At 60.0% G+C, this 24,387-nt stretch carries 17 protein-coding genes and 1 tRNA gene; 6 read left to right on the forward strand and 12 right to left on the reverse strand.

What is annotated here, in order from left to right; all coding sequences use genetic code 11:
- Positions 1 to 74: 74 nt before the first annotated feature.
- Positions 75 to 2,633, reverse strand: a complete 2,559-nt coding sequence (locus RIB87_RS07895) for a PAS domain-containing sensor histidine kinase (RefSeq protein ID WP_350145288.1) — start codon at positions 2,631 to 2,633, stop codon at positions 75 to 77.
- Positions 2,634 to 2,793: 160 nt separating this feature from the next.
- Complete coding sequence (gene ahcY / locus RIB87_RS07900) at positions 2,794 to 4,191, reverse strand: adenosylhomocysteinase (RefSeq protein WP_350145290.1); 1,398 nt, start codon at positions 4,189 to 4,191, stop codon at positions 2,794 to 2,796.
- Positions 4,192 to 4,457: 266 nt separating this feature from the next.
- On the opposite strand from ahcY, the gene RIB87_RS07905 reads away from it, so the two are divergent.
- Positions 4,458 to 6,659: a diguanylate cyclase domain-containing protein gene (locus RIB87_RS07905; RefSeq protein WP_350145292.1), complete on the forward strand. Its 2,202-nt coding sequence runs from the start codon at positions 4,458 to 4,460 to the stop codon at positions 6,657 to 6,659.
- Positions 6,660 to 6,699: 40 nt separating this feature from the next.
- Here the strand turns inward: RIB87_RS07905 and RIB87_RS07910 are convergent, their stop codons facing one another.
- From RIB87_RS07910 to RIB87_RS07930, 5 genes are all read right to left on the reverse strand, one after another.
- Positions 6,700 to 7,002, reverse strand: coding sequence for an HPr family phosphocarrier protein (locus tag RIB87_RS07910; RefSeq protein WP_350145294.1), 303 nt, complete (start codon positions 7,000 to 7,002; stop codon positions 6,700 to 6,702).
- 40 nt (positions 7,003 to 7,042) lie between these two features.
- Positions 7,043 to 7,450 carry a PTS sugar transporter subunit IIA gene (locus RIB87_RS07915; RefSeq protein WP_350145296.1) on the reverse strand — a complete coding sequence of 136 codons (408 nt, stop codon included), beginning with the start codon at positions 7,448 to 7,450 and terminating at the stop codon, positions 7,043 to 7,045.
- A 165-nt stretch (positions 7,451 to 7,615) separates the two neighbouring features.
- Positions 7,616 to 8,092 (reverse strand): HPr kinase/phosphorylase, encoded by a 477-nt coding sequence (locus tag RIB87_RS07920; RefSeq protein ID WP_350145298.1) that lies wholly within the window; start codon positions 8,090 to 8,092, stop codon positions 7,616 to 7,618.
- A 10-nt stretch (positions 8,093 to 8,102) separates the two neighbouring features.
- Positions 8,103 to 9,878 (reverse strand): sensor histidine kinase, encoded by a 1,776-nt coding sequence (locus RIB87_RS07925; protein ID WP_350145300.1) that lies wholly within the window; start codon positions 9,876 to 9,878, stop codon positions 8,103 to 8,105.
- A gap of 34 nt (positions 9,879 to 9,912) precedes the next feature.
- Positions 9,913 to 10,647 (reverse strand): response regulator transcription factor, encoded by a 735-nt coding sequence (locus RIB87_RS07930; RefSeq protein ID WP_350145302.1) that lies wholly within the window; start codon positions 10,645 to 10,647, stop codon positions 9,913 to 9,915.
- Between the two features lie 595 nt (positions 10,648 to 11,242).
- Here RIB87_RS07930 and RIB87_RS07935 point away from each other — a divergent pair.
- Positions 11,243 to 12,856: a phosphoenolpyruvate carboxykinase gene (locus tag RIB87_RS07935; protein WP_350145304.1), complete on the forward strand. Its 1,614-nt coding sequence runs from the start codon at positions 11,243 to 11,245 to the stop codon at positions 12,854 to 12,856.
- Between the two features lie 20 nt (positions 12,857 to 12,876).
- Positions 12,877 to 14,403: a gamma-glutamyltransferase gene (locus tag RIB87_RS07940; RefSeq protein WP_350145306.1), complete on the forward strand. Its 1,527-nt coding sequence runs from the start codon at positions 12,877 to 12,879 to the stop codon at positions 14,401 to 14,403.
- Here RIB87_RS07940 and polA read toward each other — a convergent pair.
- Positions 14,400 to 17,309: a DNA polymerase I gene (gene polA, locus RIB87_RS07945; RefSeq protein ID WP_350145308.1), complete on the reverse strand. Its 2,910-nt coding sequence runs from the start codon at positions 17,307 to 17,309 to the stop codon at positions 14,400 to 14,402. The two genes, RIB87_RS07940 and polA, sit on opposite strands and share 4 nt — an antisense overlap.
- 142 nt (positions 17,310 to 17,451) lie before the next feature.
- Here polA and RIB87_RS07950 point away from each other — a divergent pair, with 142 nt between their 5' ends.
- Entirely contained in the window at positions 17,452 to 18,435 is a 984-nt protein-coding gene (locus RIB87_RS07950; protein ID WP_350145310.1) for an ABC transporter ATP-binding protein, read from the forward strand.
- Between the two features lie 10 nt (positions 18,436 to 18,445).
- Here RIB87_RS07950 and RIB87_RS07955 read toward each other — a convergent pair whose 3' ends face one another.
- Positions 18,446 to 19,078 carry a PAS domain-containing protein gene (locus RIB87_RS07955; RefSeq protein WP_350145312.1) on the reverse strand — a complete coding sequence of 211 codons (633 nt, stop codon included), beginning with the start codon at positions 19,076 to 19,078 and terminating at the stop codon, positions 18,446 to 18,448.
- A 503-nt stretch (positions 19,079 to 19,581) separates the two neighbouring features.
- Here RIB87_RS07955 and RIB87_RS07960 point away from each other — a divergent pair.
- A tRNA-Arg gene (locus RIB87_RS07960) sits at positions 19,582 to 19,658 on the forward strand.
- 637 nt (positions 19,659 to 20,295) lie between these two features.
- Here the strand turns inward: RIB87_RS07960 and RIB87_RS07965 are convergent.
- Positions 20,296 to 21,207 carry a beta-1,6-N-acetylglucosaminyltransferase gene (locus RIB87_RS07965; RefSeq protein WP_350145314.1) on the reverse strand — a complete coding sequence of 304 codons (912 nt, stop codon included), beginning with the start codon at positions 21,205 to 21,207 and terminating at the stop codon, positions 20,296 to 20,298.
- 578 nt (positions 21,208 to 21,785) lie between these two features.
- Between RIB87_RS07965 and RIB87_RS07970 the strand changes: the two genes are divergently transcribed.
- Complete coding sequence (locus RIB87_RS07970; protein WP_350145316.1) at positions 21,786 to 22,871, forward strand: NADH:flavin oxidoreductase; 1,086 nt, start codon at positions 21,786 to 21,788, stop codon at positions 22,869 to 22,871.
- Between the two features lie 10 nt (positions 22,872 to 22,881).
- Here RIB87_RS07970 and RIB87_RS07975 read toward each other — a convergent pair whose 3' ends face one another.
- Both RIB87_RS07975 and RIB87_RS07980 read right to left on the reverse strand, forming a co-directional pair.
- The gene (locus RIB87_RS07975; RefSeq protein WP_350145318.1) at positions 22,882 to 23,457 is read right to left on the reverse strand and encodes a DUF1176 domain-containing protein; all 576 of its coding nucleotides are present in this window, start codon (positions 23,455 to 23,457) and stop codon (positions 22,882 to 22,884) included.
- A 6-nt stretch (positions 23,458 to 23,463) separates the two neighbouring features.
- Entirely contained in the window at positions 23,464 to 24,378 is a 915-nt protein-coding gene (locus RIB87_RS07980) for a pirin family protein (protein ID WP_350145320.1), read from the reverse strand.
- Positions 24,379 to 24,387: the final 9 nt, after the last annotated feature.

Consider the following 24,387-nt stretch of genomic DNA (forward strand, 5'->3'; position numbering starts at 1 on the left):
GACATCCGGGAGAGGGCGTTTTTGTGTCTTCCCGCATCCCCGGATCAAGGCCGGGGATGCGGATCAGAAAAAACCTAGGACGCTGCCGCGTTGCCTGGCTCTTCGGGCTGCGGGGCTGCGAGCGGCTTTGCATCCGCAGGCAGGTGACACGTCACCCGCGTACCTTCGCGCGGGGCGCTTTCAAGCGATACCCAGCCGCCATGCATCTCAACGAAGCTGCGCACAAGTGTGAGGCCAAGCCCCGCACCGCGACGTTTTTCAGAGCTGCCGCGTGCCTCAAAGCGGTCAAATACGGTGGCCTGATGTTCGGGTTTGATGCCGTCGCCGGTATCACGCACCCACAGACGGATTTCATCGCCTTCGCGGTCGCCGCCAAGCGTAATTGTGTCGCCGGGGTTGGTGAACGAAATGGCGTTGGACAGCAGGTTGAACAAAATCTGCTTGAGGCGCCGCGCATCCGCCTTGATGACGCCAAGGTCGCTGGCCGCTTCAAGTTCAAGCATCCGCTTGCCCTGCTGCGCACGGGGGTGCGCCATATCAAACACCTGACGCATCACCGGCGAGAGCCGCACGTCGTCCACATCAAGTGCCATCGCCCCGGCTTCAATGCTGGCGAGGTCGATGATGTCGTTCACCAGATCAAGCAGTTCGCTGGCTGATTTGAGAACGCCACTGGCATATTCAGACTGCTTTTCGTTGAGCGGCCCGAAAAGCTCCGTGTTCAGTATTTCGCCAAAGCCGATGATGTTGGTGAGCGGTGTGCGCAACTGATACGACACGTGGCTGATGAACTCTGACTTGAGCCGGTCGGCCGTCTCCAGCGCATCGTTGCGGTCGCGCAGCGCGCGTTCAATGCGCGAGGTGTCGGTGACATCAACATAGGTCAGCAACGTGTTGCCGTCTGGCAGGGGAACGCTTGCGTAATCCACCACGCTGCCGTCGGGCCGTTGCAGACGACCCGTCTTGCCGCGATCGTCGGCCGCCTGTTCGTCACTCACAGATGTGATGCGGGCCTTGATGGCGTTCCAGTCGTCTGCGTTGTCGTACAACCCGCGACACCACTCGATAATCTGGTCGATATGCGGCTCGCCTGAAAGCTGCGCCGTGTCCAGATGCCAGATGCGCTGATAGGCGGGGTTGTGCAGCTTGAGCCTGCCGTCCGAGCCAAACACTGCAACGCCTTCATACAGCTTGTTGAGCGTTTCAGACTGCACATGCTGCGCGGTGGTCAGGCTGGACTCGAGTTTCAACTGGGTGGTGACGTTCTCATAGAGATACAGCAGCCCGCCAAACGGATGCGGCTGGCCGATGACTCTCAATGTCTGACCATCAGGCAGATGCCAAAGCTCGTCGGTTTGTTCGTTGCGGGTGTAAAGCCCAAGGCGGCTTTGCTTCCACTGCCTGAAATCCGCTTGTTCGGGAAGCCTGCGGGCCTCGCGCAGCATTTCCAGCAGTTCGCCCTCGGCAGGCTCGGTGTCGAGGAAACTCTCCTCCAAGCGCCACAGTTTCTGGAAGGCGCGGTTGTAGTACCGCAACCGCCGGTCGGGGCCAAAGATTGCCACCGCGCTTGCCAGCCGGTTGAGAGTGTCGCCGTGTGCCTCCAGATGCCGTTTCAGGTCGGCTTCGGATTCGGCAAGCGGCGTGATGTCGATGGCAAAGCCCGCGCTGCCGCCATCGGTGAGCGGCAACTCGATGACATCCAGCACCTGCCGCTCCCCACCCACAACGGCGCTGCTGCGATCACGGTATTTTGTCTGCGTGGCAATGGCGGCCGCTGCGGCTTTGCGCGTCGCAGCATCCAGCAGTTCGCGCGGGTCACTCACAACAGCGTCGGCGTTGGGGGCATCAACGGCGGTGGCATAGGCCTGATTGACCCATATAAGTGTCCCGTCCGCTGAGCGCCGCCATGCGGGGAACGGGGCTGCGTCCGTTACCTGGCTGAGCAACGTGCGGTCACGCTCGGCCTTGCGGGCTGTCTCAACCAACCGCGTTTCTTCCTCGCGCTCGCCGGTAATGTCGCGCATCCACAGCACGGCCTGCGCGCCTGCCGGGCGGCCTTCTGCCTCATAGGTGCGCCCGTCGCGCATTTGCAGGTTGAGCGAGAACCGGGCCCCGCGTTCGCGCAACCGCGATACGCCGTTGCGCAGGCTTTCAGAATCTTCAGGCTGAAGCCGCGACAGCACAAAGTCAAAATCGACCGTGCCCGATGATGGGTCGGCCAGGCCCGCCGTTGAGCCTACGACGTGCGGTCGCCCCCAACTGCGCGTGCCGGTGGTGGGTGCCACGGAGCGCTCCGGTGCCCATATGAAGACGGCATCAGGTTCGGCCGCCAGAATGCTTTCGGCGCTATCAAGCTTGGTCTCAAGCTCGGCCATGCGATCCGCGCGCACAGCGAGGTCGCGGCGGTTGCGTTTGAATGCGCGGCCCGCTGCCCAAAGCGCGCCCAGTGCCAAAACAACCGCACCAATGGCGACGCTGGCCAGCAGTGTTTCAATGGAAGCTGCGGTCAGTGATGCGGAGGCGTCAGCAGTCGTCTGTGCGCGTGCGTCTGCAGGGGCTGTTGCGCAGATAGCAATGCCCAAAGCAACGGCCGTACCGCCGTCTTTGCCGAGATATGGCTGCCTGATGCGCATTGGTTCCAATGTTGATTCGCGGGTTCCCCCGCTAGAAAACCCGCATCCCGCGCCCTATGCAACCATCCGCGCGTAAACATGCGCCGATGCACGTCGTGACGCCCAACAAAAAGGGGCGTCTGTACGCAACAGACGCCCCGATTCCACCGTTGAAACGGTCTTAGTAGCGGTAATGTTCCGGCTTGAACGGACCCTGCTTGGGCACGCCGATGTATGACGACTGCTCGTCTGACATTTCAGTAAGCTGCACGCCCAGCTTGGCGAGGTGCAGGCGGGCCACTTTCTCATCAAGATGCTTGGGCAGCACATACACTTTGTTTTCGTACTGCTCGCCCTTGGTGAACAGTTCTATCTGCGCCAGCACCTGGTTGGTGAACGAGGCGGACATCACGAATGACGGGTGACCCGTAGCGTTGCCAAGGTTGAGCAACCGGCCTTCCGACAGCAAAATCATTCGCTTGCCATCAGGGAACTCAATCATGTCCACCTGTGGCTTGATGTTGGTCCATTTGTGGTTCTTGAGCTCGGCAACCTGAATCTCGTTATCGAAGTGGCCGATATTGCCGACAATCGCCATGTCCTTGAACGACCGCATGTGGTCGATGGTCACAACGTCCTTGTTGCCGGTGGTGGTGATAATGATGTCGGCGTTGGGCGCAGCGGCTTCCAGCGTCACGACTTCATAGCCGTCCATGGCCGCCTGCAGCGCACAGATCGGGTCAACTTCAGTGACCTTCACGCGCGCGCCGGCACCCTGCAATGATGCAGCCGAGCCTTTGCCTACATCGCCGTAGCCGCACACAACGGCGGTCTTGCCGGCCATCATCACGTCGGTGCCGCGGCGGATGCCGTCCACGAGTGACTCTTTGCAGCCATACTTGTTGTCGAACTTCGACTTGGTAACCGAGTCATTGACGTTGATGGCCGGGAACGGCAGGTGGCCCTTGTCCATCAACTGATACAGCCGGTTCACGCCGGTGGTGGTTTCTTCAGACACACCGCGAATGGCGTGGCGCTGCTTCACAAAGAAGCCCGGCGTTGCCGCCATGCGCTTCTTGATCTGTGCAAACAGATATTCTTCTTCCTCGGAACCCGGCTTGGACAAAATGTCCTCGCCTTCCTCAGCGCGTGCGCCCAGCAGAATGTACATGGTGGCATCGCCGCCATCATCCAGAATCATGTTGGTGGGCTCACCATCGGGCCACTGGAAAATGGCGTCCGTATAGGTCCAGTAGTCTTCCAGGCTTTCACCCTTCACGGCAAATACCGGCGTGCCGGCCGCAGCGATGGCAGCGGCGGCGTGGTCCTGCGTCGAGAAGATGTTGCATGATGCCCAGCGTACTTTTGCGCCGAGTTTTTCCAGCGTCTGGATCAGCACTGCGGTCTGGATGGTCATGTGCAATGAGCCGGTAATGCGCGCGCCGGTGAGCGGCTTGCTGTCGCCAAACTCCTCAACGCAGGCCATCAGGCCGGGCATTTCGGTTTCAGCAATCTCGATTTCCTTGTTGCCGTACTCGGCAAGCGAGATATCAGCGACGACATAATCCTGCGCGGTCATGGGGCGGGTACTCCGGAGTGGTTGGGGTGCCGAAAACCGGCACCTGAAAGTGTGAAATTGAGCCGATAGTTGAAAACCAGCTTTCAGGCTGGGGTTCTATCAGCCCAGCCGCAGCGCATCAAGGAGCATATAAAGACATGTTTATATGCGTGTTGCCAGACGCGCTGAAATGCACGCGATACAAACATTCACTAAAAATTACAACTTATACGTGAATATGCATTCAAGAGGCTCCGGCAGGTTCGGGTCTTGAAGGGGCATGTGCCGTGTTCAGGTCAATCAACAGTCTTTTGCGGTGGCGTTTGGGGTTGCTGGCTCTGCTCATTGTGCTCGTGGGGGCCGTGCTGGCGCAGACCACCTATCAACTGCACCGGCAGGCAGCCGAGCTGGAGGCCTATATTGGTGCCCGTGCCCCGCGTCATGCGGCTCTCAACCACCTGCGGTTTCAGCTCGGATATGGCGGGCTGGTGCACCATTTCTATGACTATGTTCTGAGTGGTGACACAACGCTCGCGCGCCAGGTTTTTGTTGATCTGGGCATCGTCCGCGCTGCGCTGCTTGAATACCGCGCGCTTCAACCCTCGCGGACCGAGCTCGACGCAGTGCGCAGGCTTGACGGTCAGTTGAATGCGATTGAAAGGGCGATGCCGTATCTTGAACGGCCGCGTGCAACGCAACGCGCGGATGCGAACATGTCAACCGCGCTCAGTCGCCATGGCATTGTATTGTCTGAGGTCCGTGTTGCCGTTGATACGCTGGAGCAAAGCCTTATCGACCAAACGCCCGACCTGACAGGCGGGCGATACTGGACCGATCTGAGAAAGCTGCGCGGCGCAACGGGGCTTGGCGGCTTCATTCATCAGTACAAGTCATTTGTTTTGACGGCAGACCCGCATGACCACAAAGCGGCCCTGGCGTCATACGACGCAATCACGCAAATTGTTGCCGATATGCGAATGCAGGCCGGGACACCTGCTGAAGTTGCCGCGCTGAGCACAATTCTCGAGACATTCACCATTTATGTCGGCAATCTTGAGCGTGTCGTCCAAATGCAGGGCCGCAGTCTTTCGCCTCTCATGATTGATCGCGATCTGTTTGTTGAGGACGGTCCGGCGCAAAGCGCGTTCTGGACGTTGCACCATGCTGAAGCCATGCGAACGGAAGCACGCGCCGCGTCGGCACTGAGACGTGTGGATTCGTTGCAGCGCTGGGCGTTGGGCGGCCTGTTGGGGTTTTTGGTACCACTGACAGTGCTGGGTACGCATGATGGCCTGCGTTTGCGCCGCGCAGTGCGCAAGTGGCTGGGGTCAATCAGCGATGCGGTGGAGGACGTGCTGGGCGGCGGCGTGGTGCCCGCATACACACACGAAGGCCTGCCTCATGAACTAAGGCCTCTGCGCGACGCGGTATCGCGCTTTGGCGATGCCCTGAGCGAAGCCCGCGACAACCAGATCATGACGCAGATGATCGTGGACAAGCTGCCCCACGGCGTTGCGGCGTTTGATCCTGAAGGTGACTTTCAATTCTGCAATGCCCGTATGCCTGACCTACTGGAAATGCCTGCGGCGTGGTTCGCGAGCACACCCACCGTCTCAGACCTGCTGCTGGCAATTTCAACACGTGGTGATCTTGGCCGCGACCGCGATCACGACGAAGCGCTGCACCAGATCAGCAACATTAAAACCCTGCCTCATGACACCCACACATTGCTGCGGCTGACAACGCCTGCGGGTCGCCACCTCGACCTGCAGGTGCATCGTGATCCGGCGGGTGCTTTGGTGTTCAGCGCCATGGATGTAACCGAGCTTGAAGAAGTGTCGCGTCAGAACCGGGCGGATGCCTGCACGGACCCGCTGACCGGCCTTGAAAACCGCAAGGCCTTTGGCGACCGCGCCCGCCAGACACTGGCCCATGCCCGGCGAGGACACCAGGGTGTTGCGTTTCTGGCCATTGATCTGGACGACTTCAAGCCCGTAAACGACACGCATGGCCACGCGGCCGGTGACCAAGTGCTGGTTGAGGTGGCCCGGCGCCTGCGTGTTGCGATACGTGAAACGGACTATGCGGCGCGGCTTGGCGGTGACGAGTTTGTGGTGATGCTCACCCACCTGGATGATGAGCGTGGTGCGCTGCGTTTTGCTCACCGCCTAAGCAATGCTCTGGCAGAACCCTTTATGCTGGCGAGCGGCAGTGTGGCGGTGTCGCGCGCTTCAATCGGCATTTCGGTTTTTCCCGCTCACGCCATGGAGGTGGATGACCTGATGCATCTGGCCGACAAGGCGCTGTATGCCGCCAAGCGTTCGCCCACCGATCAGGTGCGCATGCACGGCATGAATGAAGAGGGGGTGATGAGCCCCAAACCGGCATGTGGAATGCTGGCGCAGTACCTGCCTTCCAAAGCCGCAGGTGCCAAAGCCGGTTTCACGCCGCAAACCGCTGTAAACCCGCTTGATCGCCCCTATGGATAGGGTGTCAGGGTTTTAGCGGCCTGACTTATCCATCCACACGTTATTCTTCGCCGAAATTGTCCGTTACCAGGGCCACCAGCGCCTCCATGGCCTCGCTCGCCTGTGGCCCCGAGGTTTCAATGGTGATGCCAGATCCGGTGGAAGCCGCAAGCATCATCAATCCCATGATCGACGTTCCGGCAACGGTTTGTCCGTCGCGGGTAACGCGCACAGTGGCATCAAAACTCTCTGCGGTTCTGACAAAACGGGCAGAGGCGCGTGCATGTAGCCCGCGCATATTTGTAATGGTTACGTCGCGGGAGAGTGCCGCGTGGTCAGCGGCGCTTTTGTCTGCTCCGTCCATGGTGCCGCCCCGATAGTCGTCCTGCCGCCGCAGCGCAGTGTTATTTTTGGTCGCCTGCAAGCAACTCGCTGGCGACATTTATGTACTTGCGTCCGGAGTCCTGAGCAAGCGCTGCGGCTTCCGCCAGCGGCGTGTCGGCCCGCACACTGGCGAGTTTTATCAGCATCGGCAGGTTGATGCCGGCCAGTACCTCTACCTTGGCATGTTCCATCACCGAGATGGCCAGGTTGGACGGCGTGCCGCCGAACATGTCGGTCAGCAAAATAACCCCGTCGCCGGTATCAACAGCGGCCACATCGCTGATAATTTCCTTGCGGCGTTCTTCCATGTCGTCATCAGGGCCGATGCATACGGTGCGCATATTGGACTGTGGTCCCACCACATGTTCCATCGCGGACGCAAACTCGGTTGCGAGGTTTCCGTGGGTCACAAGCACAAGGCCAATCATGATGGTCCATTCATCCGTGGTCGGTATAACGCAGCATTTTTCAATGCGATGTTTCAAAGTCAGGGCGCGCACCAGCCCATACCTTGGCCTGATGCGGCGTCGATCTCAACGCCTTGCAACCCTGTTTGGCAAGTGACTTTTGCAAGGGCCGGGTGGGGGTGATTGTCACACCAGCAGGCCATCATCGCCGGGAAATGCGCCACCGCCGATTGTTTCCAGTGCCAGCGCCAGTTTCAGCGGTGCCGATGCCTCGAAAGGTGCAATCGGGATGACCGGCAAAAGTACGCCGCACAGCGTCTCGAAGCGTGGCTCCGCAATGCGCGGTGGCGTGCCTGTGTGCATCATGTCCACAATCAGACACACCGGCATGGCATGGGGCGCCGCCGGCACCGCACGGCGCAGCAACCCAAGTCCGCGGACTTCAAGCAGCCCGCGTAGCGCAGCGGGTGCGGATGCAATCACCTGTTGATTGCGCGCGGTAAGCACTACCTGATCGTCTGCAATCAGCCATGCGTCCGGGTAGGTGGAAAGAAAGCGCAGCGCCAGATCCGACTTGCCGCTACCCGGTGTGCCGCGCAGCAATGCTGAGCGGCCGCCCCGCGCGACGCAGCTGCCATGAACACTATGCGGGGTTTTGCTCATGCGGCTTGGCTCATACAGCTGGCAGCCGGATCACGAAACGTGCGCCGGCAACGTCGCCGTCTTCGTCCAGCCGGTTTTCCGCGTGCAGACTGCCGCCATGAGCTTCGATGATCTGCCGCGAAATGGACAGGCCAAGGCCGGAGTTCTTGCCAAACGCATCCGGGTCGGGACGGTCGGTGTAAAACCGCTTGAAAATCGTATCGAGATTTTCAGGCCGGATGCCAGGACCATCGTCATCAATCATGATGTTGATGTCATCACCTGACCGTTCAATGCCGATATGTACCTCGCTGCCTGGCGGGCTGAACGACACCGCATTGTCCACGAGATTGGCCAGTACCTGTCCAAAGCGCAGCTCTATGACGTTCACATCAAAGGAACCAGCGCCCGTGGCGGCACCTTGTGCCGGTGCGTCAAACACGACCTGGGCCGCGTCCGGCAGGTCGCCGCCCGCACGCGACTGGGTGTAGGTGCGCACAAAGGTTGTGAGCAGGCTCGCAAGGTCAACGGGCACAGCTTCCGCACGGCTCATTTCCGCGTCGATGCGGCTGGCTTCGGAAATGTCCGTAATCAAACGATCAAGCCGCGACACGTCGTCGGCGATGATCTCCTGCAGACGCGCGCGGGCATCAGGGTCTTTGGCAATGGCAAAGGTCTCAATAGCGCTGCGCAACGATGTGAGCGGATTTTTCAATTCGTGGGATACGTCCGCCGCAAAGCGCTCGGTGGCGTCAATGCGCGCATACAGTTCCCGCGTCATGTCGCGCAATGCGCCGGACAGTTCGCCAATCTCGTCGCGGCGGTCACGAAAATCGGGAATATCCACCCGCGTATGCCGCTGACTGCGCACCCGCTCTGCGGCTTCCGCGAGGCGGCGCACCGGGGCGGCAATCGTTCCCGCCAGCAAAATTGCCAGCAGCACGGTGACAACCAGCAGCACGGCGAACACCCGCAAGACCGCCATACGCTCCGCGCGCACCAGCGCATCAATGTCACCGCCTTCGGTGGACAGCAGCAGCGCGCCCATAACAGCCTTGAACCGCTGCACGGGCACAGCAACAGAGACAATCAACTGCTCGCGCTCATTCACCCGTACCATGCTGGTGGGCTCGGCGCGCAACGCCCCGCGCACTTCGCGGTAGCCAAGGCCCTTGTCGCCCGGCAGCTCTTCGTAGGCGGGAACGTTGGTTCCGCGCAGCACGCCGGAGATCATCACATTGAGCCAGTCAATCAGCGTGAACTCGTCATTCCTGGGGGGCGGCAGTTCGTAGGCAATGACGTCTCGGCCCGCATCAATAAACTGCGAATCCACGACAATTACACCGTTGGTATTATAGAGACGCGCACGCGCATCCGTCGGCAACACAAGGCGCCGCAAAATCGCCGCCGCCCGGTCGGGGTCAATCGGCGCCTGGCGAGCTGCCACCGTGAGGTCGATCTGGGGAACCGGCCCGTCAGGCACGATGATTTGTGTTTCAAGCTCAATCGTGGCGGCTTCCGCCAGTGCCCCGGCGATAATTTCGCCCTGCGCCCGAAGGTTCTGCACGCGCTGATCTATCAGCCCGGCCTGAAACTGGTTCACATACAAAATACCCGCTGCCAGCAGTGCCAGCGCCAGCACATTAAACGCCACAATGCGTCGCGTCAGTGTTGAGAACCGCCCGCGCACCTGAATGTCATTCAGTCGGCGCCAGGCCCGCGCGGCGAATGGCGCAATCGTGGCGCGTAGCCGGGCCGACCAGCCGGGCTGGTTTTTTATTCCGGGTGTGCGCGGTATGTCTGCCATGGGAGTGCGTCAGGCGGGCGCGTACGGGTAGCGCCTACTCTTCCTTGTAGCGGTAGCCGACACCATACAATGTCTCGATCGCGTCAAACTGCGTATCGACTGATTTGAACTTCTTGCGCAGCCGCTTTATGTGGCTGTCGATTGTGCGGTCATCCACATACACCTGGTCGTCGTAGGCCGCATCCATCAGCGCGTCGCGGCTTTTCACATAGCCGGGGCGCTGGGCAAGCGAGTGCAAAATCAAAAACTCGGTGACGGTCAGTGTCACCTGTTTGCCGCCCCAGGTACAGGCGTGGCGCTCAGGGTCCATCTCAAGGCGTCCGCGTTCAATCACGCCCGCAGCGTCATCTCCTGCTGATACGGCGCTGGAGGTTGAGGTCTTTGCTCCGGTGCCATTGCCGTCGCGTGGGGCCCCCCGCCGCAACACAGCCTTGATGCGCTCAATCAGCAGCCGCTGCGAAAATGGCTTCTTGATGTAATCGTCGGCCCCCAGCTTGAGGCCAAACAGCTCATCAATCTCGTCGTCCTTTGATGTCAGGAATATCACCGGCATCTCGGTGGCCTGCCGCAACCGGCGCAGCAGCTCCATCCCGTCCATGCGCGGCATCTTGATGTCGAACACGCCAATGTCGCACGGCTTGGCCGCCAGCCCTTCAAGGGCCGCGGCACCGTCGCTGTAGGCGCGCACGGTGAAGCCTTCCGCCTCCAGCGCCATCTGCACGGATGTAAGAATGTTTCGGTCGTCATCCACAAGGGCAACTGTCGGCATGGCTATCGGGTCGCTTTTTGCTTGAGCGGGCTGGTCGCCTGAAGGGGCAAATCAACCTGCAGATGGAACCGGGAATCGGGCATCAACATGGCGTGCCTGCCTTTGTAGCGTTTTATGGTGAACACGCCAAAGCGTAGCCCGCCCTCATCGCGGGCTTTCTGGCATCTTGGTGTGCCACGCTAACCTCATGAGCGGAAAAATGCCGGTCGCCTGTTGCGCCCCTGTTTGCACCATCATATTTTGGTCGCCCTTTGAGGCAACGCCGTACCAACTGCCTGATTTTACTGGGAAAACCGGGGCTTGGGTGGTGCTGTGCGGTTTTCGGCAATGTTTTTACCGCCAGCCGCAGCATCGGCACGGGCATGTTTCGGGCGTTTGGGTGTGCCTGACCCTGGACGTTTTGCAGCTTTTGTGGATCGACTCCGACCCGCCAAAGCGTTAAGCCACGCTGCATTCAGGCATTTTGTCTGCCGCTCGTCGCTGGCAGACTGCACCGGGCGGATTGTCCGCCATCCTGCCCACATCTGTGTGGGAACGCCGCCCCCGCGCGAAACGCGATCTGCAGCGGGGCCGGCCAGTACGGAGAGACAAGAACGTGACACAGACCGGCCCCAAGGTATCCAGCCACGGCCTCGACAAAATGGGCTTCACCGGCATCAAGGCCTCCCACTGGAACCATGGCGCGGCATCGCTCGTTGAGCAGGCCATTTTGCGCAATGAAGGCAAGCTCGCAGCAGACGGTCCGTTTGTGGTTGAGACCGGCCAGCACACCGGCCGCTCGGCGCAGGACAAGTTCATTGTCCGCAACGCCGCTACCGAAGACCAGGTCTGGTGGGACAACAATAAAGGCATGGACGAAAGCGCGTTCGACACGCTGCACGCCGACATGCTGAAGCACGCCGAAGGCAAGGAACTGTTCGTGCAGGACCTGTTCGGCGGCGCTGACAAGGACCACCGCCTGCCGACCCGCGTTGTCACCGAGTTTGCCTGGCACTCGCTGTTCATCCAGCATCTGCTGATTGAACCGACGGATGCCGAGCGCGAAGATTTTGTGCCGCAGTTCACCATCATTGATCTGCCCAGCTTCAAGGCTGACCCCAAGCGCCACGGCTGCCGCACCGAAACCGTGATCGCGTGCGACTTTGATCGTCAGATCGTGCTGATTGGCGGCACGTCCTACGCGGGCGAAATGAAGAAGTCTGTGTTCTCGATGCTGAACTACAAACTTCCGCCCAAAAAGATCATGCCCATGCATTGCTCGGTCAACACGGGCAAGGATGGCGACGCGGCCATTTTCTTCGGCCTGTCGGGCACCGGCAAGACCACGCTGTCTGCTGATCCTGATCGCCAGCTTATTGGCGATGACGAGCATGGCTGGGGCCCCAACGGCCTGTTCAATTTTGAGGGCGGTTGCTACGCCAAGATGATCAAGCTCTCTGCTGCCGCAGAGCCTGAGATTTTCTCCACCACCAAGCGGTTTGCCACCGTACTTGAAAATGTGGTGATGGACCCCGACACCCGCCAGCTTGATTTCAATGACGCCACGCTCACCGAAAACACCCGCGGTGCGTACCCCATCAAATATATTCCCAATGCCAGCCTTACCGGCATTGCGGGCCAGCCCAACACCATCATCATGCTGACAGCGGATGCATTTGGTGTATTGCCGCCTATCGCAAAGCTGACACCCAGCCAGGCCATGTATCATTTCCTGTCGGGTTATACCGCCAAGGTAGCCGGCACCGAAAAAGGTGTGACCGAACCCGAAGCCACTTTCTCCACCTGCTTTGGTGCGCCCTTCATGTCGCGTCACCCCAGCGAATACGGCAACCTGCTGCGTGACCTCATTCACGAGCACAAGGTGAATTGCTGGCTGGTCAATACCGGCTGGACCGGCGGCGTCTATGGCGTTGGACACCGTATGCCGATCAAGGAAACCCGCGCGCTGCTGAATGCTGCTCTCGACGGCAGCCTTCTTGAGGCAGAGATGCGTACCGATGCGAACTTCGGTTTTGAAGTGCCCGTTTCGCTGCACGGCGTGGACGACCGCCTGCTCAACCCGCGCGACACATGGGCCGACGGCGAGGCCTACGACAAGCAGGCGCGCGCGCTGGTGACCATGTTCATCGAGAACTTTGAAAAGTTCGAGGCGCATGTGGACCCTGACGTGCGCGATGCAGCGCCTGTGTCCGCTGCGGCCGCTGAGTAAGCCGGAGCGAAGCGAAGAAGATGCCGGACAAGGGAGCCGTTGCCGCAGGCCATGAGGTCACAGCGGCGGCGGCTCTTGAGCTTCTGGAGGATGGCGGCAACGCGTTTGATGCCGTCATTGCAGCACTGCTTGCGGCGTGCGTTGCGGAGCCGATACTTGCATCTCCCGGCGGCGGGGGGTTCCTCACGGCACATGCGGGGGGCGACACCCGCGTGTTCGATTTCTTCGCCCAGACTCCGCGGCGCAAACGGTCCCGCGACGACACAGACTTTCGTGAAGTTCATGTCGATTTTGGCAACGTCACGCAGGGCTTTCATATTGGCCTTGGTGCTGCCGCCACGCCGGGTTTCCTGCCGGGCTTGTTCGCCGTGCATCAGCGGCTTGGCCGCGTGCCGATGACGCGCATCGCCGAGCCCGCCATTCGGGCGGCGAAGGAAGGCGTGCGGGTAACAGCGTTTCAGGCGTATCTGTTCGGCGTTGTTGAGCCGATTGTTACAGCAACGCCTGCCCTGCGAGATCTGTTCACGGACGAAACCGGCGCGCTGCTGAAAGCAGGCATGGTTCAGAAAAATCCGCGTCTGGCAGATGCCTTTGATGCGCTGGCGCGTGAAGGTCTGGTGCTCGCTACCAAGGGCGAAATTGCACAGGCCATGGCACGGCAGGCCGAAGACGCAGGCGGTCATCTGACGGCGGACGATTTTCGGTTTTACGAAACTACCACCCGTGCCCCGCTGACAGCACAGGCGGGCACTCTGACATTTGAAACAACGCCTCCGCCATCATCAGGGGGGGTCATGGTGGCGCTGGGTCTCGACAGGCTGGAAGGCTCCCACAAGCGCACGCGCGTGCCCGCGCCGGACATTGCCTCCACCCTGGTATGGATGAATACCATGCGCGACGATTGCAAGGGCGACCCGGATGCGCTGGTGGCCCTGCGTCAGCAACGCGACGGATCACCAAAGCAACGACCACAGGCCTTGCGCGGCACAACCCATGTGAGTGTGGTGGACGCGATGGGCAATGCGGCCTCGGCGACCGTCTCCAATGGCGAAGGCTGCGGCGCGCTGGTGCCGGGCTGCGGCTTCATGCTCAACAATATGCTGGGCGAAGATGATATCAATCCACAGGGGTTTCATCAGTGGACGGAGAATATGCGCATGTGCTCCATGATGGCGCCTATGCTGGCCCATGACGGGCGCGGCGGTGTCACAGCGCTTGGCTCCGGCGGCTCAAACCGCATTCGCTCTGCGCTGCTGCAAACAGCGGTGCTGCTCGCGCGCGGCGCGCATCTGCAAGACGCGGTGACGCATCCCCGCCTGCATGTGGAGGGAACGCGCGCCAGCAAAACCGCTCCGGCCAAGCTCAGCTATGAGCAAGGCTGGCCGGAAGCAGAAGTCGATGCCATGTCAAAGGAGTTTGATCTGGTCGAACCGTGGGCTGAACCAAACATGTTCTTCGGCGGTGTTCATGTTGCGTCCCGCGATGCGCGGGGCAATATGGAAGGCGCCGGCGATGTGCGCCGTGCAGGCGTGTTCGGCAAAGTCTAATGTGCCTCTGCCCAGCTTAGCGCGGCGTTGGCATCAACGACCAGCGGCACCGACAGGTCAACAGCTGGCGCGGCGGCACCCTCCATCACCGCGCGTGCAACATCTATTGTTTTGTCGGCTTGCGCCTTGGGCACCTCGAAAATCAGTTCGTCATGCACCTGCAACAACATGCGCGCGGGCAGCTTTGCGTTCTCTAGTGCCTGATGCATACGGATCATCGCCCGACGGATGATGTCGGCGGCTGACCCCTGAATGGGCGCGTTGATGGCGGCCCGCTCTGTGAACGAGCGTTGCGCACCGTTTTTGGAGTTGATTTCGGGCAGGTGAGTCTTGCGGCCAAACAGCGTTTCCACATAGCCGTGCTCGCGCGCGAAGGCCTTGGTGTCATCCATGTAAGCGCGAATGCCGGGAAAGCGCTCAAAGTACTTGTCGATATAGGCGGCCGCTTCCGAGCGCGGAATGGATAGCTGGTTGGCCAGTCCGAACGCCGAAATGCCGTAGATGATGCCAAAGTTGATGGCCTTGGCGCGACGGCGAACCATCGGGTCCATCCCCTCAATCGGCACGCCGAACATTTCACTTGCCGTCATGGCGTGAATGTCCTGCCCATCCGCAAACGCCTGCCGCAACGTATCGATGCCCGCCATATGCGCCAGCACGCGTAACTCAATCTGGCTGTAATCAGCCGAGATCAGCACATTGCCTTCGTCCGCAATGAAGGCTGTGCGTATCTTGCGGCCTTCATCTGTGCGAATGGGAATGTTCTGCAGGTTGGGGTCAGACGATGACAGACGCCCGGTGGTGGTGGACGCAAGCGAGTAACTTGTATGCACGCGGCCGGTATCGTCGTTTATGAAGTCCGGCAATGCATCCGTGTACGTACTTTTGAGCTTTGACAGCTGCCGCCACTCAAGCACCCGAATAGGCATGTCGTGGCCCTGCGCGGCCAGTGTCTCCAGCACATCGGCGCCGGTGCCCCAGGCGCCAGTCTTGGTTTTCTTGCCACCTTCAAGGTTCATCTTGTCGAACAGGATTTCGCCAAGCTGCTTGGGACTGCCGATATTGAACTGTTCGCCCGCCAGCTCGTGAATGTCGGCTTCAAGTCCCGCCAGCTTCTGCGCGAAGTCGCCGGACATGCGCCTGAGAATGGCAGGGTCGAGCTTGATGCCCGACATTTCCATTTGCGCCAGCACGCCCACCATCGGGCGCTCAAGCGTTTCGTAAACAGTGGCCATCCGCTCGCCCGCCAGGCGCGGCTTGAGCGCGTGCCACAGCCGCAGTGTCACGTCTGCATCTTCGGCCGCGTACTGCGTGGCTTTGTCGAGGGGCACCAGATCAAACGTGATCTGTGATTTGCCGGTGCCGGCCACCTGCTTGAAGGGAATGGGCTTGTGACCCAAGAACCGCTCTGACAGCGCATCCATGCCATGCCCGTGCAGCCCCGTATCCAGCGCATAAGACAGCAGCATCGTGTCGTCGATTGGTGCCACGTCAATGCCGATGCGCTTGAGTACGACGAGGTCGTATTTGGCGTTCTGCAAGACTTTCAGAACGCCTGCATCTTCGAGCATCGGTTTGAGCCGCGCGACCGCATCCTTGAGCGCTATTTGCTCCGGGGCCGGACCATCCAGCGCCAGTGCTCCATCGCCCGCCATGCCGTGCGTCAGCGGAACATAGCAGGCACGACCGGGCGCGGTGGCCAGCGATATGCCGACAAGCCGGCCGGACATTGGGTCAAGCGACGTTGTTTCTGTATCCAGCGCCACAAGCCCCGCAGTGGTGGCCTCGGCAATCCATGTGTCGAGCGCGTCTAGCGTGGTGACGCATTCATAGGCGGTTGCATCAAGGGGCGGTGTGTCGATCAGGGTTGTGTTGAGTGCGCCGGGCGTGCCGCCTTTTTCATCTGCCTGTTCAGGTTGCGACGCCGCAGGCTTTTCTGCTGCATGGTCGCCAGCCGCCTCAATGGCATCCGCGTCTGCATTCAGCGCCTCCGCCATGCGCCGCGTCAGGGTGTTGAACTCCATGTCTTTCAAAAACCCGATCAGCACCTGTGCGTCCGGCTCCACCACGGCCATGTCGCCCAGCGGCACATCCACGGGCACGTTGCAATCCAGCAGCACCAGTTGCCGCGAGATGCGGGCCTGCTCGGCAAACTCGATCAGGTTTTCGCGCCGTTTGTTCTGTTTGATGGTGGCGGCATTGGCCAACAGGTTTTCAAGGTCGCCGAACTCGTCAATCAACTGAGCGGCGGTCTTGATGCCGATGCCCGGCACGCCGGGCACGTTGTCAGAGGAGTCGCCGGCCAGCGCCTGCACTTCCACAACCTTGTCCGGCGTCACGCCAAACTTTTCCACCACGCCATCGCTGTCGATGATCTTGTCTTTCATCGGGTCCAGCATCTCGATCTTGTCATCGACGAGTTGCATCAGGTCCTTGTCCGACGACACGATGGTGACTTCGGCCCCCAGTGCGGCGGCCTGCTTTGCATAGGTTGCAATCAGGTCGTCTGCCTCAAACCCGGTCATCTCGATGCAGGGCAGACCAAACGCGCGCGTAGCATCCCGCACCAGGGGAAACTGCGGCACCATGTCTTCGGGCGGTGCATCGCGGTTGGCCTTGTAGTCCGCATAAATCGCGTTGCGGAACGTGTCGCCCTTGGCATCAAAAATTACCGCAAAATGCGTTGGCGCATCGCGGTCACCGCGCGCCTTGGATGACAGCACCAGCTTGTGCAGCATGTTGCAAAAGCCCGACACCGCGCCGACCGGCAATCCGTCCGACTTGCGCGTCAGTGGCGGCAGCGCGTGGTAGGCGCGAAACAGATAGGCCGACCCGTCCACAAGATAAAGATGACTGTCTTTGGTTACGGGTGTGCCGGGTGTTGCGGCTTTTTTTGAGGTGCTCATGGGGGCGGAATATGACACCGCTTGAGCGCGGCTGCCAGCACTCCCATATGTATCTCTTCAGGTGGCGCGGTTTGACCCGCCACCCGATGCGGGTGTACCTACGCCACCCGGTTCACAAAACCGCCGGGGGAGGACGACAAAGATGGACATGGAAACCACACCCGGCAGCGCGGCCAGCATTCCCGCACGCACCGCCGCCATTGAGGCGCGCGGGTTGCGCAAGGTCTATCGCGCATCAGGCAACGAGCCTGAGAAAGAAGCCCTCAAGGGCATTGACCTCACCATCCCGCGCGGCAGCATTTTCGGCCTGCTTGGCCCCAATGGCGCCGGCAAATCCACCTTCATCAATACGCTGGCGGGCCTTGTGACCAAGACGGAAGGCGAAGTGGACGTGTGGGGCTTCGATATCGACAAGAACCCGCGTCAGGCGCGCGCATCCATCGGCGTGGTGCCGCAGGAACTCAACCTTGATCCGTTCTTCACCCCCGGCGAGGTGCTGGAACTGCAGGCGGGCCTGTATGGTGTGCCCAAACGCGAACGCCGCACCGACGAGATTTTGCGCGCCATCGGCCTCGCCGACAAGAAGGATGCCTACGCCCGCACCCTGTCCGGCGGGATGCGCCGACGACTTTTGGTGGGCAAGGCCATGGTGCATGCACCGCCCATCATCGTGCTGGACGAACCAACCGCAGGCGTGGACATCGAACTGCGCCAGCAGCTTTGGGCCTATGTCAAAGACCTGAATGCCCGTGGCGTGACAATTGTTCTGACCACGCACTATCTTGAAGAAGCTGAAAGCCTGTGTGACGAGATTGCCATCATCAATCATGGCGAGGTCGTGGCCTGCGAACCCACGCCCAGGCTGGTGGCGCGGCTTGACCGCAAGGCACTGCGCGTGACACCGGAAGATGACCTCACCCAGGTGCCTGCCGCGTTGAGCACCCTTGATGCCCGCATCATGCCCGGCGGTGTTCTGGAAATTGGCTACAAGCCGTCACAGCAAAATGTTGCGGACCTGCTGGAGCGTGTCAGCCAGGCGGGCGTCAAAATCCGCGACCTGTCCATCGAAGAAGGCCACCTGGAAGATGTGTTTCTGGAAATCACCCGCGCCTCAAACGCAGCCTGACGGCGTGTGCTTAGCCGCTGATTTCGGGAAACTGCGGCTGGTCTTCGCCTGAATACGCAACCAGCGCACACAAGATCATGTCCACCGCCGCGCCATCCGGCGACAATGGCAGATGTACGGCCTCGAATGTCATGTGCGACAGATCGTAGGCGGGCGCCTCAAACGAAGCGCGTTCAGGCGGTGTCCACCAGTCCATCGCCCCCAGCGTCCGCATCGGGCGGCCATATTCAACAACAGCGGTAAACACCGCAGATGCTAGCCGCGCTGCCTGCGGCCCCAATGCGGTGGACAGCGATTTGCCCGTCGGCTCACAGCCAAACAGATCCACAATCGCCGTTCCCGCCAGCCGAAACGCAAAGCTGCCGTCGGGCAGTGCATCAATCATGAAAACGCGGGGCAGGTGCGGCTTGAAATCGCGCGGGTGAATATCGCCGCGCGCGGGGATGGGCGCGATCTGTCGTTTGCCGCGCCAATACTCATGCAATTCCACCAGTCGGCGGTCTTTCAACGCACACACGGGGTCAGCGTAGGCGTGAAACGGAGCGAGCCTGAGCAGGGGCGAGCGCCCGCCAGCCTCGCGGGCGGCCTTCTGGGCTGCCTTGCGCGCGGCGTCGTTTGCTGCCTGCTGGGCGGGTGTCGCCATGGGTGGTCAAGCCTTTATGCCGGTCTGAGACGGTGTTTTGTGCCAACCCGGCACAAAACCGCCCATTGAGAGGCCGCCGACCGAATCAGCAGCCCCTTGTCCCGCACCCCATGCGACTATCGCGCCATCCAGCCCCGTCGCCAATAACTCTCATTTGAGTCGCCAGGGGATTGCCAAGGGATTGCCGTGGTGTTGCCAAGGGATTGATTGCAGCCACCCCCGTTTTCGCGCTAGTTTCCGCCCTCGCCAGCCAGCGCCCGTAGGGTAGCTGCGCCGCGACCCAGCACCCGTAGCTCAGCTGGATAGAGCGCTGCCCTCCGAAGGACGCAACCTTTATCTTTTTGAGGCAAAAATACGAAAGAATTACAAGGAGTTATCTAAGGTTTCATATTTGCGGTCACTATCGAATCAGCACCATGTCAGCACGGATTTCCGCAAGGTCTTGCAAGCTGTGTGGTTTAATACTGGCAGTGAATCAGATTTGCCCTTAAACGAGTGTCAAAGGTCCCTTAGCTCAGCTGGATAGAGTGCTACCCTCCGAAGGTAGAGGTCACAGGTTCGAATCCTGTAGGGACCGCCATCTCGTTCGATTATTCAAAATCGTTTTTAGCCCCGTCCGCGCTCATCGCGCGGAGCGATTCGTGTGAATGGTTTCACAGCCGACGGCGTGACGAAGTTTTGGTTCCTGCAACGTGGGATCCAGATCCTGCGAAAACTGACTCAGCGCTCCAGTACCGTTTAAACTGCCAAGCAAGGGCTAAAAGTCCGCCTCTGAGTTGGAATGGCAATTTTGCACGCGCTTCTTGCCATCGGACAACAATGTGCATTCCGGCCAGATTTCGCCGATAGCAGCCGTTTGTCGTTATGCCGTTTGATGTCTGCTTTGCTCCAAGTCGGCCACCCACGCTATGGTCAAGGATCGGCAGAGTCACCGCAGTCAAATCATGGGGAGGGTAAATCGGCGCGGCGTCCCGACACCTGTTGGCGCGCTATCCTGTCGAGTCTGCTCACGGTACCGACGTCATTCGCTGAACGCGACTCACACATGCCTATCGTTTGGTACGATCACGGCCGAGAACCACTTCCTGCTTGCCTGCTAGAGGGGTCGAGCCTGCCTTTGGCTTTTCTGCTTTTGGCTTGCGAATTTCGCGGTTTGATTTCTTCTGCGATTTGGCCACAGCTTGGTCCTTTCGGGACAAAAATAGAAATACAGGCGGTTAGGCGGCTGCGAACTGCGGTGCGTGGGAAGGGGAATCCGGCACCAGCACTCGGATCGGCGTCTGATAGGCTGAGGCTGCGGGTGATTGGAGATGCCGTTCGAGCATTGTCAGAATCTCGGCGTCATCTTCAGCGTCAAATTTGCGGGCGAAAAGATCGGTACTGCGCTTCAGATCACCGAAATCCTTCGATTCATAATTGCGCGGACGCAGCTTGATGTCGCCATCCGGTACCCAGTCGATCATTCGCAGATCATCGTTCGTCACCGTGCCATGATCGCCACTGTTCATGATCACGGTCTGGAAAAAGGCCTCGTCTGCGATGAGACTGTTGCGATAGAAGTCTTTGAAGCGCTGGGCTTGGGGATCATGGCAGACAAATTCGCAAAAGCTGCGGGTGACCGCTTTCCACTGTGTGCCGATAAAAGGCGTGTCGCCGGCCAGATACGGGCGCGCCAATCCGGTAGCGTTCATGTTGCCGTCTGCCTCGACGAAAAGATGACTGATCCGGTTCAGTGTTTCGGGTCGTTTCTTTCGCTGGTCGAGCGCGCGAATGAATTGCTTACCGGGGTTTGCAGCAAGAAACTGACAGATGTAATTTTGGCTCTTCAATGGGAAGTCCTGCCCAGACAGGTTTATATAATGGGTCCACTCGTCGCCCATTTCGAGAAGGCGGGCCATGCCGCGTAACTCCGCATCAACAAGGCTGTAGCCGCCCCAGAGTGCGTCTCTTGACTCAAGCGTTTCGGCATTCTGATACGGATCCAGAAAGTCAGAAATCTCCTGTGCGAGTTCGGCACCGGAGCTTTTGTCGACATGAACCACATAGACATTGCCCGGCGCATAGATTGCCTTGAAAAGGCGTTTAAATTGCGCGGGATACCGATGCACAAGGACGAAATAGGCGATCATATTGCTGCCCTTTCAGGAGCGCGCATGCCAAGCTGTCGACGATCGCGCATGGCGACCGCACTTTTTGTTTCTTGGAAAGCCAATCAAACGAATTTCTGATTGTCAGGAGGCAACGCCGAACCGAATTGTGCTCGATGGAGCGAAAAGGCGTATCGTTGATATGGGTATGGCCACCTCCCATTACAAGGCGTGGTGATTTTCCGGATTGGGCATTCGGGGCTAGACATTCTGATGCCATCCAAACGACGTCATCCGAGCGACGGAAATGGGCCAATTCGACACGGATTAGTCTAGAATCCTTACGGCTGCTTCTCTAATCGGGCATTCGGGTCAAGCTCCATTGTTTCGTCTTTGATCGGTTCACATCCTCCGAAGGCAGAGGTCGCACGTTCGAATCGTGCCGGGTGCGCCATTATTTTCAGGCATTGGTCTTTCCGGAAAAAAAAGTGGTATCCACTGTTTGGTCCATGCAGGGGGTAGAGCTAACGTCGCCTCTCGATCTGCCCTCCGGTTTCTCCACCCCCCACGGCCTACTCCCCACTCGATCCTCTCCCCTCATTTGTTGATTGCTGATTTTAATGACTGACCTTCTGTCGCAGCTCACCTTCACCAGTGGCCACAGTATGAAAAACCGTTTCATGCTGGCACCGCTCACCAACTGCCAGAGCCATGTGGATGGCACGCTGTCTGATGATGAATACACCTGGCTGACAAAGCGGGCCGAAGGCGGGTTTGGGCTGACCATGACATGTGCTGCCCATGTGCAGGCCATCGGTCAGGGGTTTCCAGGCCAGCTTGGCATCTGGGACGACAAACACATTGCCGGGCTGACCCGGTTGGCGGGCGGCATCAAGGCGCACAACAGTGTGGCACTGGTGCAGCTTCATCATGCGGGTATGCGCTCGTCATTGGTGAAGGAGCTTCTGGACGGTGCACCGGTGTGCCCGTCCGATAATGAGCGCTCCGGCGCGCGCGGGCTGACGCTGGCGGAGACGCAGCAATTGATTGAGGATTTTGTGCGCGCGGCTGAACGTGCACAGGCGGCGGGCTTTGACGGCGTAGAACTGCACGGGGCCCATGGCTATATCCTGTGCCAGTATTTCAGTGCCGCCATCAACGCGCGAGACGACGCCTTTGGCGGCGACACGCAGGGCCGCTATCGCATTTTGTTCGAGATCATTGATGGTGTGCGCACGCGGTGTGGCGCCGACTTTGTGCTGGGCGTGCGGCTGTCGCCGGAGCGGTTTGGAATGCAGCTTGGCGAGGTGCTGGGTGTGGCGGAGCGCCTGCTTACTGATGATCGGGTGGACTTTCTGGACATGTCGCTGTGGGACTGTTTCAAACAGCCCGAAGACGAAGCCTTCAAGGGCAAGTCGCTGATGGAGCATTTCGCAGCACTCAAGCGTGGCAACACCCGGCTTGGCGCGGCAGGTGCGCTGGAGACGCCTGCCGACGCTGAAAAACTAATGGCTGCAGGCTATGATTACGCCATGCTGGGGCGCGCTGCCATGTGGAACCACGACTTTCCAAAACTGTATGCGGACAATCGCACGTTCACGCCCGCAGCCCTGCCGGTCAGTCGCGCCTACCTCAACGCTGAAGGCATCTCGGATACATTCGTGGACTACATCAAGGGCAACTGGCCGCAATACGTGGCTGAGTAAACCGCGCGTCTTACTCGCCGGAGCGGTAGGCGTCCATCCAGCGCAGGGCGTTGGTGATGCCTGCCAGGGAGAACGTGACATTGCCGGTCTGGCCGTGTTCATCCGTGAACCGGACAATCATGCTTGAGCCCGCCAGCATGGCCGGCAGCACACCCAGATTGCTGCGCGATTGGCCAAGCGTGAACTCGTTGATGACGTTGCCCTCGCGGTAGTAGCCGTCGTCCGCATCCGGCTCGAAGGTGCCAAGGCTCTCGTCGTCAATGATGATTTCAAAGGGCTGGCCGGTGTCGGCCATCACCACGATTGGGACGAACATCAGCCGGTGGTCGAGGCCCACAAGGTCTGAGTGAACAAAAAACTGATAGTCGCCCACATGGCCCACCTTGCCCGCATAAGTTACGGCGCGGCAGGCGTCTTCGCCCGGTGTACAGACCGCCAGCCAGTCGCTGAAATAGGCGCGCGTCTCGCCGTACTTTGTCGTGATGCTGTCGGGCACCGGCGCTGAATCGAAGGCAAGTGCAGGTGCAGCAAAGGCGGGTGACAGTGCAAGTAGGGCTGCAGCCAGCAGTGTACGGACGAAAGTCATGGTTTTCTATTTCTCCGGAAGCGGAATAAATTCGTAGTCGTCAGGCACCGTGTCAAAACGCCCTTCGGCCCAGTCGGCCTTGGCCTGCTCAATGCGCTCAGGTCGGGTGGAGACCAGGTTCCACCACAGCTTGCGCGGGCCGATGGGTTCCCCGCCGATCAGCATCAGGTGTGCTCCGTGTGGCGAAGTTATGGCGGGGGCGGCATGTTCTTCCAGCACCAGCATCTGTTTGTCGTCAAACAGTTGCCCCGCGATTTCAATCTGTCCACTGACGATATACAGCGCGCGCTCCGCAGTTCCCAGCGGCACGCCAAACTGCGCGCCAGCCTCAATGCGCACATCTGCATACAGCGTTTCTGAATAGACTTTCATCGGCGACACCATGCCGAATGCGCCACCGGCAATCAGCGCAATGCGCACGCCGCCTTGCTCAACAACGGGAATGTCTTCGGCGCTGTAGTGCTCGAAGCTGGGGTCAATCTCCTCGTGCTCGGCAGGGAGTGCGTGCCATGTCTGGATGCCTTCGATGCGGGCGTTCGCCGCCCGAAAGGCATCAGACGAGCGCTCCGAATGCACAACGCCGGAGCCTGCCGTCATCCAGTTGACTTCACCGGGGCGGATTTCCTTCACCGCGCCCACGCTGTCGCGGTGCACCAGCGAGCCGTCAAACAGCCAGGTGAGTGTCGAAAGGCCGATATGCGGGTGCGGGCGCACGTCAATGCCCTTGCCGGGGGGAAAGACGGCAGGCCCCATGTGATCGAAAAACACAAACGGGCCGATGGAGCGCGCTTCGACGGCGGGCAGCACGCGCCGCACTTCAAAGTCGCCAAGATCGCGGGGCCTGGGTTTGATGGCGTTGCGCACGGGCGGGCAATCTGCCGTGTTGGTGCAGTCGGCGTCATCAGATGGTTGCCAGCTCACGGGTCTCTC

This window comes from Pyruvatibacter sp. (assembly GCF_040219635.1).
GTDB lineage: Bacteria > Pseudomonadota > Alphaproteobacteria > CGMCC-115125 > CGMCC-115125 > Pyruvatibacter.

Coding starts and splice junctions, on each gene's coding strand:
- ahcY (WP_350145290.1), bottom strand. CDS start 4,191: ATGACCGCGCAGGATTATGTCGTCGCTGATATCTCGCTTGCCGAGTAC.
- RIB87_RS07950 (WP_350145310.1), top strand. CDS start 17,452: ATGGACATGGAAACCACACCCGGCAGCGCGGCCAGCATTCCCGCACGC.
- RIB87_RS07955 (WP_350145312.1), bottom strand. CDS start 19,078: ATGGCGACACCCGCCCAGCAGGCAGCAAACGACGCCGCGCGCAAGGCA.
- RIB87_RS07910 (WP_350145294.1), bottom strand. CDS start 7,002: ATGGACGGAGCAGACAAAAGCGCCGCTGACCACGCGGCACTCTCCCGC.
- RIB87_RS07915 (WP_350145296.1), bottom strand. CDS start 7,450: ATGATTGGCCTTGTGCTTGTGACCCACGGAAACCTCGCAACCGAGTTT.
- RIB87_RS07970 (WP_350145316.1), top strand. CDS start 21,786: ATGACTGACCTTCTGTCGCAGCTCACCTTCACCAGTGGCCACAGTATG.
- RIB87_RS07940 (WP_350145306.1), top strand. CDS start 12,877: ATGCCGGACAAGGGAGCCGTTGCCGCAGGCCATGAGGTCACAGCGGCG.
- RIB87_RS07965 (WP_350145314.1), bottom strand. CDS start 21,207: ATGATCGCCTATTTCGTCCTTGTGCATCGGTATCCCGCGCAATTTAAA.
- polA (WP_350145308.1), bottom strand. CDS start 17,309: ATGAGCACCTCAAAAAAAGCCGCAACACCCGGCACACCCGTAACCAAA.
- RIB87_RS07895 (WP_350145288.1), bottom strand. CDS start 2,633: ATGCGCATCAGGCAGCCATATCTCGGCAAAGACGGCGGTACGGCCGTT.
- RIB87_RS07920 (WP_350145298.1), bottom strand. CDS start 8,092: ATGAGCAAAACCCCGCATAGTGTTCATGGCAGCTGCGTCGCGCGGGGC.
- RIB87_RS07975 (WP_350145318.1), bottom strand. CDS start 23,457: ATGACTTTCGTCCGTACACTGCTGGCTGCAGCCCTACTTGCACTGTCA.
- RIB87_RS07930 (WP_350145302.1), bottom strand. CDS start 10,647: ATGCCGACAGTTGCCCTTGTGGATGACGACCGAAACATTCTTACATCC.
- RIB87_RS07925 (WP_350145300.1), bottom strand. CDS start 9,878: ATGGCAGACATACCGCGCACACCCGGAATAAAAAACCAGCCCGGCTGG.